The organism is Enterobacter cloacae complex sp. ECNIH7, from assembly GCF_002208095.1.
Lineage (GTDB): Bacteria > Pseudomonadota > Gammaproteobacteria > Enterobacterales > Enterobacteriaceae > Enterobacter > Enterobacter cloacae_M.
Genome location: NZ_CP017990.1, coordinates 3,436,146 through 3,451,205 on the forward strand (window position 1 = coordinate 3,436,146; position 15,060 = coordinate 3,451,205).

Annotated in this window: 13 protein-coding genes; 3 read left to right on the forward strand and 10 right to left on the reverse strand. The window is 61.0% G+C overall.

Annotation, left to right across the window (positions count from 1 at the left end; all coding sequences use genetic code 11):
• Positions 1-4 precede the first annotated feature (4 nt).
• Positions 5-1,357, reverse strand: a complete 1,353-nt coding sequence (glpT, locus tag WM95_RS16915) for a glycerol-3-phosphate transporter (RefSeq protein WP_088544889.1) — start codon at positions 1,355-1,357, stop codon at positions 5-7.
• Between the two features lie 252 nt (positions 1,358-1,609).
• Here glpT and glpA point away from each other — a divergent pair, with 252 nt between their 5' ends.
• Genes glpA through glpC form a run of 3 tightly spaced genes read left to right on the forward strand, consistent with a single transcriptional unit; the run spans position 1,610 to position 5,632 of the window.
• Positions 1,610-3,238 carry an anaerobic glycerol-3-phosphate dehydrogenase subunit A gene (gene glpA, locus WM95_RS16920; RefSeq protein WP_063409741.1) on the forward strand — a complete coding sequence of 543 codons (1,629 nt, stop codon included), beginning with the start codon at positions 1,610-1,612 and terminating at the stop codon, positions 3,236-3,238.
• Complete coding sequence (glpB, locus tag WM95_RS16925) at positions 3,228-4,445, forward strand: glycerol-3-phosphate dehydrogenase subunit GlpB (RefSeq protein WP_088544890.1); 1,218 nt, start codon at positions 3,228-3,230, stop codon at positions 4,443-4,445. Before glpA ends, glpB begins: the two co-directional genes overlap by 11 nt.
• Entirely contained in the window at positions 4,442-5,632 is a 1,191-nt protein-coding gene (gene glpC / locus WM95_RS16930) for an anaerobic glycerol-3-phosphate dehydrogenase subunit GlpC (RefSeq protein ID WP_063409240.1), read from the forward strand. The genes glpB and glpC overlap by 4 nt, the downstream gene beginning before the upstream one ends.
• A gap of 33 nt (positions 5,633-5,665) precedes the next feature.
• On the opposite strand, the gene WM95_RS16935 is transcribed toward glpC, so the two are convergent.
• From WM95_RS16935 to elaB, 9 genes are all read right to left on the reverse strand, one after another.
• Positions 5,666-6,865, reverse strand: coding sequence for a nicotinamide mononucleotide deamidase-related protein YfaY (locus WM95_RS16935; RefSeq protein WP_063409241.1), 1,200 nt, complete (start codon positions 6,863-6,865; stop codon positions 5,666-5,668).
• Positions 6,866-6,958: 93 nt separating this feature from the next.
• Positions 6,959-7,498 carry a YfaZ family outer membrane protein gene (locus tag WM95_RS16940; RefSeq protein WP_029740927.1) on the reverse strand — a complete coding sequence of 180 codons (540 nt, stop codon included), beginning with the start codon at positions 7,496-7,498 and terminating at the stop codon, positions 6,959-6,961.
• Between the two features lie 124 nt (positions 7,499-7,622).
• Entirely contained in the window at positions 7,623-8,984 is a 1,362-nt protein-coding gene (gene menE / locus WM95_RS16945) for an o-succinylbenzoate--CoA ligase (RefSeq protein ID WP_063409242.1), read from the reverse strand.
• On the reverse strand, positions 8,981-9,946 hold the full coding sequence (menC, locus tag WM95_RS16950) for an o-succinylbenzoate synthase (protein ID WP_063409243.1): 966 nt from the start codon (positions 9,944-9,946) through the stop codon (positions 8,981-8,983). Before menC ends, menE begins: the two co-directional genes overlap by 4 nt.
• Complete coding sequence (gene menB / locus WM95_RS16955) at positions 9,946-10,803, reverse strand: 1,4-dihydroxy-2-naphthoyl-CoA synthase (RefSeq protein WP_045402731.1); 858 nt, start codon at positions 10,801-10,803, stop codon at positions 9,946-9,948. Before menB ends, menC begins: the two co-directional genes overlap by 1 nt.
• A complete protein-coding gene (gene menH, locus WM95_RS16960) occupies positions 10,800-11,576 on the reverse strand; it encodes a 2-succinyl-6-hydroxy-2,4-cyclohexadiene-1-carboxylate synthase (protein WP_063409244.1) in 777 nt (258 codons plus the stop codon). Before menH ends, menB begins: the two co-directional genes overlap by 4 nt.
• Positions 11,573-13,243, reverse strand: a complete 1,671-nt coding sequence (menD, locus tag WM95_RS16965) for a 2-succinyl-5-enolpyruvyl-6-hydroxy-3-cyclohexene-1-carboxylic-acid synthase (protein WP_063409245.1) — start codon at positions 13,241-13,243, stop codon at positions 11,573-11,575. The genes menH and menD overlap by 4 nt, the downstream gene beginning before the upstream one ends.
• A gap of 88 nt (positions 13,244-13,331) precedes the next feature.
• Positions 13,332-14,627, reverse strand: a complete 1,296-nt coding sequence (menF, locus tag WM95_RS16970; protein WP_063409246.1) for an isochorismate synthase MenF — start codon at positions 14,625-14,627, stop codon at positions 13,332-13,334.
• Between the two features lie 86 nt (positions 14,628-14,713).
• Positions 14,714-15,019, reverse strand: a complete 306-nt coding sequence (elaB, locus tag WM95_RS16975; RefSeq protein WP_008500219.1) for a stress response protein ElaB — start codon at positions 15,017-15,019, stop codon at positions 14,714-14,716.
• Between the last annotated feature and the right edge of the window lie 41 nt (positions 15,020-15,060).

Consider the following 15,060-nt stretch of genomic DNA (forward strand, 5'->3'; position numbering starts at 1 on the left):
CTCCTTATTGACGACGCGCCAGCACTTCCGCGTGGTGACGTTTCTCACCGATCATGACCACCATGAGCAGCAGTACCGCCAGCACGCTGCCGCCGATCATCACCATAAAGCCGCCGTCCCAGCCGAAGAAGTCAACGGTGTAGCCCACGATAGCGCTCGCCGCGACCGAACCGCCCAGGTAGCCGAACAGACCGGTAAAGCCTGCCGCCGTGCCCGCCGCTTTTTTCGGCGCCAGCTCCAGCGCGTGCAGGCCGATCAGCATCACCGGACCGTAAATCAGGAAGCCGATAACAATCATGCAGGCCATGTCTACTGATGGGTTACCCGGCGGGTTGAGCCAGTAAACGACGGTCGCGATGGTGACCAGGGTCATAAAGAACACTCCCGTCGCCCCGCGGTTGCCTTTAAACACCTTGTCCGACATCCAGCCGCAAAGCAGCGTGCCCGGGATCCCGGCATATTCATACAGGAAATAGGCCCAAGACGATTTATCCAGCGCGAAGTGCTTCACCTCTTTCAGGTAGGTTGGCGACCAGTCGAGGATGCCGTAGCGCAGCAGGTAAACGAACACGTTTGCCACCGCGATATACCACAGCAGCTTGTTCGGCAGCACGTACTTCATGAAGATCTGTTTGGCGGTCAGCTCTTCTTCGTGCTCCTTGCTGTAATCATCCGGATAATCGTTTTTGTACTCTTCAATCGGCGGCAGGCCGCAGGACTGCGGCGTATCGCGCATCAGGGCGAAGGCAATAATCGCCACCAGAATGGCGCCAAAGGCAGGCATATAGAGCGCCGCGTGCCAGTCGTTGAACCAGGCCATCCCCAGCAGGAACAGCAGCGGCGGAATACCGCCGCCCACGTTATGCGCGCAGTTCCACACCGACACGATGCCGCCGCGTTCCTTCTGCGACCACCAGTGCACCATGGTACGTCCGCACGGCGGCCACCCCATCCCCTGGAACCAGCCGCAGAGGAACAGCAGCACGAACATAATCGCAATACTGGACGTCGCCCACGGCACAAAGCCCATGAACAGCATGACCGCGGCCGCCAGGATCAGGCCGGCGGGCAGGAACACGCGCGGATTCGAGCGATCCGACACGGAACCCATGATGAATTTGGAAAAACCGTAGGCGATTGAGATCCCCGACAGCGCGAACCCCAGATCGCCGCGGGAGAAGCCCTGCTCCACCAGATACGGCATGGCGAGCGCGAAGTTTTTACGTACAAGGTAGTACGCCGCGTACCCGAAGAAAATTCCCAGGAAAATTTGCCAGCGCAGACGGCGGTATAGCGGATCAATTTCTGCCTCTGGCAGACGCGCCCTGTGCGGCGCAGGTTTGAAGATACTGAGCATAACAGCCTCCGTGGCCTTGAATTGAATGGGCAGGTGGCTCGCACCTGAATTCCAGAGGCGGGGATGTTAAGAAATCACGGTGATTGTTACTGTGAATCAACGCACAGATTGTTACAGAAATATGACAGAATGCGCAAAAAAGCGCATGAAATCACGTTCCATTTTCGAATTTCGCGCGTTTATGTTCGAAATCAAACAAACCACACTATTGATATGGCTAAATGATAAAAAAACGAACATAGAGGGTAAACAATGACCATTCACGATCCTCGCTACAGCGATGTGATAATCATTGGCGGTGGCGCAACCGGCGCCGGGATCGCACGCGACTGCGCCCTTCGCGGCTTAAGCGTTACGCTGCTGGAGCGCCACGATATCGCCACGGGCGCAACCGGGCGTAACCACGGCCTGCTGCACAGCGGAGCGCGGTATGCGGTTACCGACGGTGAGTCCGCACGCGAATGTATTGCTGAAAACCAGATCCTCAAGCGTATCGCCCGCCACTGCATTGAGCCAACCAACGGCCTCTTTATTACTCTTCCCGAAGATGATCTCGCCTTTCAGGACACCTTTATTACCGCCTGCACTGCGGCGGGCATTCAGGCTGAGGCCATGGACCCGGTGCTGGCGCGGCGGCTGGAACCGTCGGTTAACCCGGCGCTTATCGGCGCGGTGAAAGTGCCTGACGGCACCGTTGACCCCTTCCGCCTGACGGCCGCCAATATGCTGGACGCCCGCGAGCATGGCGCGAACATTCTGACCGGACACGAAGTGACCGGCCTTATCCGCGAAGGTCACCGCATCTGCGGCGTGCGGATCCTTGATACGCAGTACAACGAACACAGCGAGCTGTATGCCGCCGTGGTGGTCAACGCGGCGGGGATCTGGGGGCAGCGCATCGCGGAATACGCGGACCTGTCGGTGCGCATGTTCCCGGCAAAAGGCTCGCTGCTGATCCTCGACCACCGCATTAATAATCACGTGATTAACCGCTGCCGCAAGCCGTCCGATGCCGATATCCTGGTGCCGGGCGACACCATTTCGTTAATCGGTACCACCTCAACCCACGTGAATTACAGCGAGATTGATTACAACCGCGTCACCGCTGAAGAGGTGGATATCCTGCTGCGGGAAGGGGAAAAACTGGCCCCGGTGATGGCGCAGACGCGTATTCTGCGCGCCTACGCGGGCGTGCGTCCGCTGGTTGCCAGCGACAACGACCCGAGCGGACGTAACGTCAGCCGGGGAATCGTGCTGCTCGATCACGCCGAGCGCGACGGCATGGACGGGTTTATCACCATCACCGGCGGCAAGCTGATGACCTACCGCCTGATGGCCGAGTGGGCGACCGATGCCGTCTGCCGCAAGCTGGGGAATACCGAAACATGCGTGACGGCAGAACAACCCCTGCCCGGCTCGCGGCAGTCCACCGAAAAAACGCTGCAAAAAATTATCTCCCTGCCCGCGCCGCTGCGCGGGTCCGCGATTTACCGCCACGGCGACAGAACGCCGCAGTGGCTCGGTGAAGGACGCCTGAGCCGCAGCCTGGTGTGCGAGTGCGAAGCCGTCACCGCCGGTGAGGTGCAGTACGCGGTGGAGAACCTGACGGTCACAAGCCTGCTCGATCTTCGTCGCCGCACCCGCGTGGGAATGGGTACCTGTCAGGGCGAGCTGTGCGCCTGTCGTGCCGCCGGGCTGCTGCAGCGTTTTCATACCACCACCGCCACCCAGTCGCTCGATCAGCTCAGCGCGTTTTTAAACGAGCGCTGGAAAGGCATTCAGCCTGTCGCCTGGGGCGATGCCCTGCGCGAAAGCGAATTTACCCGCTGGGTCTACCAGGGGCTTTGCGGTCTTGAGAAGGAGCAACGCGATGAAATTTGATACCGTAATCGTCGGCGGCGGGCTGGCAGGCCTGCTCTGCGGCATCAAGCTCTCGAAGCAGGGTCTTCGCTGCGCCATTATCACCCGGGGCCAGAGCGCCCTGCACTTCTCGTCGGGCTCTCTGGATCTGGTGGACGAAGCGTACCGCGACAAGCTGCCGCCGGAGCACCCGTATCACCTGATTGGCGCCCAGCATATTGACCGCTTTGCGCTGGAGACCGAAGCGCTGCTGGCGGACTGCGGCGCGCGTCTGAGGGGAAGCGCCCGGCTCAATCACCAGCGCGTCACGCCGCTCGGCACCCTGCGCTCTGCCTGGCTCAGCCCGGAAGAAGTGCCCGTTGCTCCCTTCAATGCCGCACGCGTCCGGGTCGTGGGCATTAGCGGCTTTCTGGATTTTCAGCCCCATCTCGCGGCCGCGTCGCTCTGTCGCCAGGGCGTCAATGCCGAAACGGCAGAGATAGAGCTGCCTGAGCTTGATGTCCTGCGCGACAACCCGAGCGAGTTTCGCGCGGTGAATATCGCCCGTTTTCTGGATAACGAGGACAAATGGCCGCTGCTGTATGACGCGCTCAGACCGCTCAGCGATAGCTGTGATGCCCTGCTGATGCCCGCCTGCTTCGGTTTACGCGACAACCGGCTCTGGCGCTGGCTCTCGGATCGTCTGCCCTGCACGCTCGGCCTGCTGCCAACCCTGCCCCCTTCCGTACCCGGCATTCGCCTGCATACCCAGCTCCAGCGCCAGTTTGTCGCGCAGGGCGGCGTGTGGATGGCGGGTGATGAGGTGAAAAAAATCACCCTGACCGACGGCGCGGTGAGCGAAATCTGGACGCGCAACCACGACGATATTCCGCTTCGTGCCCGCTATACGGTGCTGGCAAGCGGCAGTTTCTTCAGCAACGGGCTGCTGAGCAGCCGGGAGGGCATCCGGGAAGCCATCATGGGGCTGGATGTTCGTCAGCGAGCCTCCCGCGCGGACTGGTATCAGAGCGATTTCTTCTCGCCGCAGCCCTGGCAGCAGTTCGGCGTGATTGTCGATAGCCAGCTGCATCCGCAACTTTCCGGTAAGCCCGTCAGTAATCTCTTTGCCATCGGCTCGCTGCTGGGCGGGTACGATCCCATTGCCCAGGGATGCGGTGGCGGAGTCTGCGCCGTCACGGCGCTGTATGTGGCAGAGCAGATTAGCCAGCGCACGGAGGCTGAACAATGAACGACACCCGTTTTGAAAGCTGCATTAAATGCACGCTGTGTACCACCGTCTGCCCGGTGAGCGGCGTGAACCCACGCTATCCCGGGCCAAAGCAGGCCGGACCGGACGGCGAGCGTCTGCGTCTGAAGGACGGCAAGCTGTACGACGAGGCGCTGAAATACTGCATCAACTGCAAACGCTGCGAAGTCGCCTGCCCGTCGGATGTGAAAATCGGCGATATCATCCAGCGCGCCCGGGCGCGCTACAGCACGCAAAAGCCGACGCTGCGTGACGCTATTCTGAGCCACACCGATCTGATGGGCAGCGTCTCTACGCCGTTTGCCCCGCTGGTGAATGCCGCGACCGCCCTCAAACCGGTGCGCCAGCTGCTGGATGCCACGCTGAAAATAGACCATCACCGCAGCCTGCCGAAATATTCTCACGGCACCTTCCGCCGCTGGTATAAATCCGTGGCGGCGGAGCAGGCGCAGTACGCCGAGCAGGTGGCCTTTTTCCACGGCTGCTATGTGAACTACAACCACCCGCAGTTGGGTAAAGATCTGCTGAAGGTGCTGAACGCCATGGGAACCGGCGTACAGCTGCTTAGCAAGGAGAAGTGCTGCGGCGTACCGCTGATCGCCAACGGGTTTACCGATAAAGCGCGCAGGCAGGCTCAGAGCAATGTCACATCACTGCGCGAAGCGATTGTTGATAAAGGCATACCGGTGCTGGCGACCTCGTCCACCTGTACCTTCACCCTGCGCGATGAGTATCCGCATCTGCTGGACGTAGATAACACCGGCCTGCGAGAGCACATCGAGCTGGCAACACGCTTCCTGTGGCGCAAGCTGGACAGCGGGCAGACGTTGCCGCTGGGGAAATTGCCGCTGAAAGTGGTGTACCACACGCCGTGTCATATGGAGAAGATGGGCTGGTCGCTCTATACGCTGGAGCTGCTGCGGTTAATCCCGGGGCTGGAGCTGACGGTGCTGGACTCGCGCTGCTGCGGGATTGCGGGAACCTACGGCTTTAAGCGTGAAAACTACGAAACGTCGCAGGCGATTGGCGCTCCGCTGTTCCGTCAGATTGAAGAGAGCGGCGCGGATATCGTGGTAACGGACTGCGAGACCTGCAAGTGGCAGATTGAGATGTCCACCAGCAAGCGCTGCGAACATCCTATCACCCTGCTGGCGAAGGCGCTGGGCTGAATATGGCCGGGGCAAAAGGCCCCGGCACAGGCGTTACTCCACGAACAGCGACTCAACCACGTTAATCCAGCCGTGCTCGCTGGCAACCTCTTTGCCATTCAGCCAGCGGCGCAGCATGTTCAGCGCCATCATAGCGCAAACCTCCTGACGCACCGCCAGGCTGTGGCGGGTGATACTCATTTTTACCCGCAGGGCCCAGGTGCCTTCCGGCGTCGCCAGCGCGAAGTTAAGGTATTCCTCGTCCAGCCCCCCGACGAACAGCGCCAGACCGGCAAAATGCTTCACCCTTCTCTCGGAAGCCCAGCGGGCGGTTTGCGCCAGGGTCTCCTGCTGGAAAGGCACCACTTCGCTGGCCAGCAGCGGCGCGTTGACGCGCGACAGCTGCAGCGCCAGCAGGCCACCGGTGAACTGCTCGCTTAAGGTCACGCTCAGCTGACGCGACTGCAGATGCGTCGCAATCTGCGCGGGCAGCCCTTCCGTCCCTTCAAAGATCAGGCTTTCGCCCGCCACGCGCTGCACCTCGGGCCACAGGGCCAGCATCGCCTCTTTCTGCTCGGCCGGGCCTGTCAGTTTGAGTTCAATAATCGGCATGGAGGAGCGGTAGCCCATGGAGACGCCCGGCGGCAGCGGGAGAGGGTCAAGGCTCTGGGCCAGATCGCTTTCCGAGCGGCCAAAGGTGGTCAGACGCAGGCACAGCGGCGGTTCAGGCAGGGTAAAACGATCGCGAAGGCGCGGCAGGATCTGTTGCTCGACCATCACTTTAAATTCTGAGGGCACGCCCGGCGTAAAGAACATCAGGCAGCGGTTCAGCTGCATGGCAAACCCGCACGCGGTACCCACCGGGTTATCGACCAGCTCGGCGCTGGCGGGAATTTCAGCCTGTTTGCGGTTGCTGGGGGCCATGACGCGGCCACGTTCGGAGAAAAAGCGCTCCATCTGCGAAAGCCACGCCTCGTGCAGCACCAGCCCTTCGCCTTTTGCGGTCGCGGCGGCCAGCGCGCTGAGATCGTCACCGGTGGGGCCGAGTCCGCCATTCACAATCAGCACGTCGCAGTGTTCGCTGCGCTCGCGCAGAATAGCGACCAGCGACTCAAGATTGTCGCCCACCGTATTGCGGCGCGTTAACGGTAATCCTTGCTCAAAGAAAAGATCGGCAAGCCAGGCAGCATTGGTATCAATAATTTGTCCATGCAGCACTTCGTCGCCGGTGGATAACATCTCCACGTTAATCATTATGTTCTCCCGCTTATTTGGTCAAAACACTATAGCGCAAACGCGGGGTGGAGAAGAGAGAAACTGGCGCGACAGAACGCCGCGCCGGAGTGATTAGAAGCCTGCGCTGACGCCCACGTACGGGCCGTCGGCCAGCGCGTTGTCGCGGTTGCCGTCTTTGCCGGCCAGGTTCAGATAGCGATAGCCCGCTTCGATGGTAATCGGACGCATGATGGTCCAGCGTGCGCCGGCGTTGGCCTCTTCATAGCTTTCGATACCGCTTGAGAGGGAGTCCGGCGAATAGTAGTACTCACCAAACAGGCCGAAGCTGTCGCCAATTTTCCACTGCAGGCCGCCGCCCACTGCCGCCGCGTACCCTTCGTCACCGTCATTTGGGTTGGTATAGATACCTTTACCGCCGACGGTGGCCAGGAACGGGCCAAGAGGAACGTTCAGACCCAGGCCGAGGCTCGCCGCGTCGCCGTCGTCATCGTTATGCGTCCAGCCGCCGGTCATCGCCAGACCGGAAGTCTCGGTACCCATGCCAAAGCCCAGGTGGGTATAATCCTGACCCGCCGAGCCGTTAATGCTGATGGCGTTAGCCGCCGCAGATACAACCATCAGGCCGAAGCCCACTAATGCCACTTTTTTCATTGTCGTGATCCCGCACAATTATTATAAAGAAGTCCCAAAACCGCGAGATTTTAACCGGAGTCTCCCGGGGATCAAGCACTCTGCGTGCGGCAGGTCAGTAGATTGTAATTATTTGAAACGGCTATTATCCCTTCAGCGAGGCGTTCACCCACTGCTGCAACGCGCGGCGCGAGACTTTAATGCCGCCATTTTTGAGTTCGGTCGGCAACAGCAGCCAGCGGACGGGTTGCTCAAAACGCGCCACCTTATCCCTGACCCAGTCAGGTAAACAGCTGATATCCGTTCCCGGCTCGCACTCCACCACCGCCACCGGACGCTGTCCAAACTCGGCGTCGTCCAGCGGGACGATAAACACCTGGTTAATCTGCGGATGGCGGGCGATAACACGCTCAAGGCTCTCCGGCTGGATCCCTTCTCCGCCGCTAAAAAAGAGGTTGTCCATGCGGCCGAGGATCGTCAGGCGGCCGTCATGCCATTCACCGCGATCGCGGGTGGCGAACCATCCCTGCGCGTTGGTCAGCGGAACCAATTCGCCGTCCCGCCAGTAGCCTGAGGCCATACTCTCTGCCCGGATCCAGACCTCACCGTTAACTACCTGCACCTCTCTGCCCGGCAGCGCATAGCCTACGTCCGGCTCGCCGTCCGCCGCTTTTGCGCAGACGGTAGAGGCAAACTCGGTCAGGCCGTAGCCGCAGAAGGTGCGAATTCCCTGCTCGCGCGCCTGCTGCGTCAATTCCACAGGGATGGCGGCACCGCCCAGCAGCACCGCTTTCAGTGTGACAGGCTGACGGGTATTAAGCAGACGCCAGAGCTGGGTCGGCACCAGCGAGGCGTGGGTACAGTCGCACAGCGCCTGCTCCAGAGGCTGTTTCTCGCGCACGGTTAACCGTGCGCCGGCCAGCAGCCAGCGCCATAAAATCCCCTGGCCGGAAACGTGAAACAGCGGCAGCGAAAGCAGCCAGTCGTCGTCTTCGCCGTAGGGCATCAGCGCCAGCACGCCGCGCGCGCTGGCCAGATGGGCCTCGCAGGTATGCACCGTCGCTTTCGGCAGACCGGTAGAGCCGGAGGTCAGCGTCATGGACGCCAGCCGCGCAGGCTGCCACGCGGCGCGATATTCACCCGCGCGCTCGCGCATGTTCAGGGCTGGAAGACCGTCGTAGAGACCATCCAGCACCAGCGCAAAGCGCAGCGTCATCTGGGGAAGCAACACGTCCAGCAGCGGGCGCGGCAGCTGCGGATTAACGGGAAGGATACGCGCCCCGCACTGGAGCAGGGCCAGCCACGCAAGCAGAGTTTGCGGGTGGTTATGGGCCAGCAGCAGAACGCCGTCGCCCTCCTCCACGCCCTGCAGATGAAACTCTGCCGCAAGGCGGTCGACGCGGGCGCACAGCTGTTGCCAGCTGAGCACCTCGTCGTTCAGCTTCAGGGCCGGTTTATCAGCAAACTGCGCGCGCCAGTGCCGCCACGGCCAGTCGGTAAAACTCATAACAACGGCTCCAGCGCCGTGACGTCGAGGCACGGCAGCGCGCTGTCCGGCCACGTGCGGATAAGCTGGGCCTGCATCAGGTTCAGCGTGTCGAGGCCGGGGATCGTATCCGGCGTTAGCCAGGCGGCAATGCGCGCCAGCTGGGTCAGCCCAAGGCTGGACTCAATCGACGAGCTGATGACCGCCGTCAGCCCCGAGGCGTGCGCCGCCGCGACCTGCTCGCGCACCTTCGCCAGGCTGCCGGTCAGCGTCGGCTTAATCACCACCGCGCTGACGCCGGGCTCGGCGATAAATTCAAAATCGTCCTCACGCAGGCTTTCATCCCAGGCGATGGCAATCCCCGTTTCGCGGGCAAACGCGCGCGAGTCATCGCGGGTTTTGCACGGCTCTTCCAGGAAGGCAATGCGGCGGCGGTACGCCGGGTTGACGTACTTTGCAAACTGCTGCGCCTTGAGCGGCGTCCAGGCGCGGTTAGCATCCAGACGCAGATGAAGGTCGGGGATCGCCTCCAGCAGCAGGTTAGCGACCATGCCGTCGCGCACCGCTTCGTAGAGACCGACTTTAATTTTCGCCACTTTCTCGCCCGGCATGGCGGAGAGCAGCGCGAACAGCTCGTCAGGATCGCCCGTACAGAGCGGTGCCGCGCGGTAGTTAGCCTCTTCAGGCAGGCTGTCGTCCAGCTCCGCCAGCGCGCAGCTGATGCCAAAAGCCGCGGAAGGTACGTCCGGCAGCGCCGGATCCGCGCCCTCACGCCACGCGTCTGCCCACGCCAGCAATGCTGACTGCGCGTCATCCAGCGACTCCAGGCTAAAGCCCGGCAGAGGCGAAATCTCGCCCCAGCCTTCCCGCTCGTCCTGCTGCAGATGCACGAAGAAACCGTCACGGGTTTTTAACCGCCGTTCACGCAGCACCACGCCCGCGTCCATCGGTATCTGCCAGCGGTAAACCTGCGCGCGACGCATTACGGATTCCGTTTGTATTTGCTGAAGTCCGGCTGGCGTTTTTCGTTAAACGCGTTGCGCCCTTCCTGACCCTCTTCGGTCATGTAGAACAGCATGGTGGCGTTACCCGCCAGCTCCTGCAGACCCGCCTGACCGTCACAGTCGGCATTGAGTGCCGCTTTCAGGCAGCGCAGCGCCATTGGGCTGTTTTGCAGCATTTCGCGGCACCAGCGCACGGTCTCTTTTTCGAGATCGGCAAGCGGCACCACGGTATTCACCAGGCCCATATCCAGCGCTTCCTGGGCGTTGTACTGACGGCAAAGGAACCAAATTTCGCGGGCTTTTTTCTGCCCGACGATGCGCGCCATATAGGAGGCACCCCAGCCGCCGTCGAAGGAGCCCACTTTCGGGCCGGTCTGGCCGAAGATGGCGTTCTCGGCAGCAATGGTCAGATCGCACATCATGTGCAGCACGTGACCACCGCCGATGGAGTAGCCCGCCACCATCGCCACCACCGGTTTTGGACAGGTGCGGATCTGGCGCTGGAAATCGAGGACGTTCAGGTGGTGGGTACCCGCATCGTCCTGGTATCCGCCGTAGTCGCCGCGCACTTTCTGATCGCCGCCGGAGCAGAACGCCTTATCGCCTTCGCCGGTCAGGACAATCACGCCGATGTTGTCGTCGTAGCGCGCATCCGCCAGGGCCTGAATCATCTCTTTCACGGTCAGCGGACGGAAGGCGTTACGCACCTGCGGACGATTGATGGTGATTTTGGCAATGCCGTCGGTGGATTTGTGGTAACGAATGTCGGTGTAGCCTTCGGAGCAGTCCTGCCATTCAACCGGGGCGTAAAGCATGTTTTCATCAGGGTAGATCATAGAGTGTCCTTTATTCGATAACACAGTATCTGAGCCAGACTCGCGATAACCGCATCGGGGTTTTCCCGGTGGGCATTGTGTCCGGCGTCTGGAATGGCATGGCGAACGGCGTTCACTTCCGCGGCAAGGGCCGCGAACTTCTCATCCCGTTCGCCATAGAGATAGTCAAAAGAGAAATCACGTGCGCTAAGCGCGGCACGCAAATCTGGCTGCACGGCCAGCGAGGTCGCCTCGAGCATCATCGCCAGCGTCGCGCCGCTGTTCTGGCTGCGCAGGGTAATCAGCGCCTCGCGCTGGGCGTCCGTGAGGGAGGCGAACACGGGCTGTTGGTACCAGTCAGCGAACACCTTCTCCAGCGGTTCGGTGCGAAAACGCGTTGCCCAGCGGCGGTCGGACGCCAGCCGCGCACTTCGCGCCTCGGCATCCTGCAGGCCCGGATGCCCACCTTCAACAATCACCCCGAGCAGCCCCTTCGGCTGCTGGCAGGCATGGAACATCGCAATGCGGCCGCCGAGGGAGTACCCGATGAGCCAGAATTTAAGTATGTTGTAACTAAGCAGAGTTTGAGTGAGCAACGTGCTCATCTCGTCAAACCCCGTCACGCCCAGATTCCGGGATCCACCGTGACCCGGCAGATCCAGATAGAGCCGGGGATAATCGTCGAGCCCTTCACCGACCCTCTGCCACTCGCGGCAATCTCCAGAAAAACCGTGCAAAAAGATCAGCCAGGGATAGCCGGGTTTGCCAGCCTGCCGCACGCCAGAGAGGATCACAGCTGGCTCACCTGCGCCAGCAGGCTTTGCAGGGCCTGCGCACCGTCAGCCTCGTTCACCACCAGCTCAATCAGCGTCGCGCCCGGCTGTTTCCAGGCGCTGCTTAACGCCGCCTCCAGCTGTTCCCAGCTTTCCGGGCGATGGTATTTCAGGCTAAACATCGCCGCGGCGTGTTCGAACTGCACATTCTGCGGCATCAGATAGAAGCGCTCGCGCTCGCTCTGGGGCGTTGGCAACAGGGAGAAAATCTGCCCGCCGTTGTTGTTGACCACAATCAGCACAAACGGGGCTGACGCCTGACGCAGCAGCGCCAGCGCGTTGAGATCGTAGAGCGCGGAGAGATCGCCCACGATCGCCAGCGTCGATTTCGCGCTGGCGCGCTGCACGCCCGCCGCCGTCGAGATCAGCCCGTCGATGCCGCTGGCGCCGCGGTTACTGTACACCGAGTAGCCCGCGGGCAGCTTCGAAAAAGCGTCAATCAGGCGCACCACCAGGCTATTGCCGACAAACAGCTGCCCCTGTTCAGGCAGGTACTGACGAATGCGGTGCGCCAGCCCGGCCTCGCTAAACGCGTCGCAGTGCGCTTTGGTCAGTTCCCACGCCTGGCGCGAAAGGTCCGGTATAGCCACCGCCCAGGGCTTGCGTTTTTCAGCCGGATGAAGCGTCAGCCAGGCGTCGATGCTGCTGACCAGACGACGGCCGCGGTGGTGCGCCGGGTCAAGCCGTCCTTCCAGCGAATCCACCAGCCAGTACTCTTCCGGCGTGCAGGTGGCCTGCCACTGCAGTAACCGTTTGCCGGTTAAACTCGATCCAAGCTGGACCACAATCTGCGCCTGCGCAAGCTCGGTGACCGCTTTCGCGTTACCCAGCCAGAGATCGGCGCACGGCAGCGGCTGACCGGTCTGCGAAAGCACGTCGCCAATCAGCGGCCAGCCAAGGGTTTGCGCCCATTCGGCAACCAGTTTGCCTTCAGCGGCGCTCATGCGCCCGGCAATCACCACGCCGCGCTTCTGCCGCCAGAAGAACCAGTCGCGCTGTTTCGCGCTCTCAAGATGCATCTGCTCGCGCAGCCACGGTTTTTCACTCTGCCACCAGTCGCCGAGGGACTGCTGCCAGTCAAGACCCGTGTCGTCCAGCTCGCCGTACAGCGGCTCGGCAAACGGGCAGTTGATATGCAACGCCCCGCTGCGCATCGTCTCCATGGCGTGATCGACGGTGGAGACCAGCCAGCTTGCCGGAATATCCTGGGTGGGACGCGGTAACGAAATCGTCTGCGAAGGATGCGAAGAAAAGAGTCCCGGCTGGCGAATGGCCTGATTGGCGCCGCAGTCGATAAGCTCAGGGGGACGATCGGCCGTCAGTAAGATCAGTCTTTCACCCGTTAACCCGGCTTCAATCAGGGCCGGATAGAGGTTCGCCACGGCGGTACCGGAGGTGACGATCACCGCCACAGGTTCTTTGCTGACTTTCGCCAGACCCAGCGCAAGATGCCCGAGGCCGCGTTCATCAAAGTGGGTGTGGTGAATTAACGCCCGGTTTTCGGCAGCCGCCAGCGTCAGCGGCGTTGAGCGCGAACCCGGTGCAATACACACGTGCCTGACGCCATGGCGCGTCAGGGCTTCAAGGATCACCGCCGCCCAGCGTCGGTTAAAAGAACTTACTGACATGAGATTGTCCGGTATCAAGAATGCGACACAGTATAAATAATAGAAAAAATTGGAATTTTGATATGAATCGGGATTGCGCGAATCTGTATTAATCCCTTAGGAGCAGAGAGCGCAATCCGGCGGCTTTGTTTTCGATCTCCTGCCACTCCTGCTCCGGGTCAGATCCGCTGACAATACCGGCGCCGGCGTAGAGCCGCAGGGAGTCCTCCTGAACGCGCGCGGAGCGCAGCGCCACGCAGAACTCACTCTGTTCGGGGGATAAATACCCGGCCGAACCGGCGTACCACTCGCGGTTAAAGGGTTCAACCTTCTGGATAAACTCGCGCGCGGGCTGTCGGGGTAATCCGGCAACGGCCGCGGTCGGCTGTAACATGAGCAGACACTGCTCGTCGTCGGCCTGTTTGAGCTCGGTCCAGATACAGCGGCGCAAATGCTGCACTTTACGCAGGCGTACCACCTGGGGGGGCAGTACCTCAAGCGTCTGCGTAGAGTGCTGAAGACGCTGGCAGATATCTTCCACCACCAGCATATTTTCGCGCTGGTTTTTATCATCGTTCAGCAGCCACTCGCCGAGACGCTGCGCCTGGCTATCATCGGTATGGCTGGCGACGGTTCCCGCGAGCGCTTCCGTGCGCAGCAGCTTGCCGCGCCGCCGCCAGAGACGCTCGGGGGTCGAGCCGAGAAAAGCGTTGCTGGCGTCGAATACCATGCAGAAATGATAGCAATGTAAATTGAGGGCGCGGCTGGCGGCCATCAGCGCGACAGGGTTAACGCGCTGCGTGAACTGCAGATCGGTTGCCCGGGCGAGCACCACTTTTTCAAAATCACCGCGCGCGATGGTCTCCGTCGCCCTGCGTATAAGCTTCAGCCATTCGGCCTGCTGCGGCTGATGGGTTTCGTGCTCAACCTGCACGGAGAGCGGACGGATAGATCTCGCAGGACGGAGCTGCTGTAAAAAATCCTGCGCGACGCGGGCATCCTCGACAAGCGAGCGGTCGCTCCACAGCTGCAGTCGCAGCGTAGCGGTGCCGGCGGTGCGTCGCCAGAGCAGTCGCGGTAAAAAGAGGCTGCCCTGTTCGGGATTAAAGGCGTTCAGGCCGCAGATGCGGGTATCACCTGCCGCGTTTTGCGCGCGCAAAAACTGCGAGGCTAATGCCAGAGAGGAAAATTGGGTGACCGCCCCCAGCGCGGCCAGCTCTTCATCGCCGTTACGCTGCTGCCAGTAAAACTGCGGATAACACTGCTGCTCGCCCAGCCAGGCGAGGGGATCGAAGGCGTCGTTTAACGGGAAAGAGACGTCGAAATGACGTATGCCGGGTGCTGCGGGTAACGCTTGCGACAGCTGGGAACGCAGCTGCTCCAGCGCGAGGAAAATCGAATTCACGCGAACCTCTCCCTGTTAAAACGTCATATTATACGGGGTACTGGCCATAAATAGCAGTACCCACGTATAGGGAGTGGTTAAGCGGCTTAACGACGGGCTAACAGCAGCCCCAGCACCAGCCCCACGGCAGCACCCACCCCAATACCCTGCCACGGTTTTTCATGCACGTAATCATCGGCACGATATACCGCTTTTTTGGCACGGTAGTAGTAAGTATCTGACGCATGGCTGACGCGGTTTTTCACTTCATGCAGCGCCTGCTCGGCGCGGGCTTTTAGCTCAATATATTTCTGATCGGCAGGGTCGCCCGAGGAACGTAACACCTCTTCCAGCGTTTCGCTCAGCAAGGCCAGGTCGTCGTCGATACGGGTATCCCAGGATTGAAATGACATATTTTTCTCCATGTTAGTACACCAGTCCGCTAACTATAGCC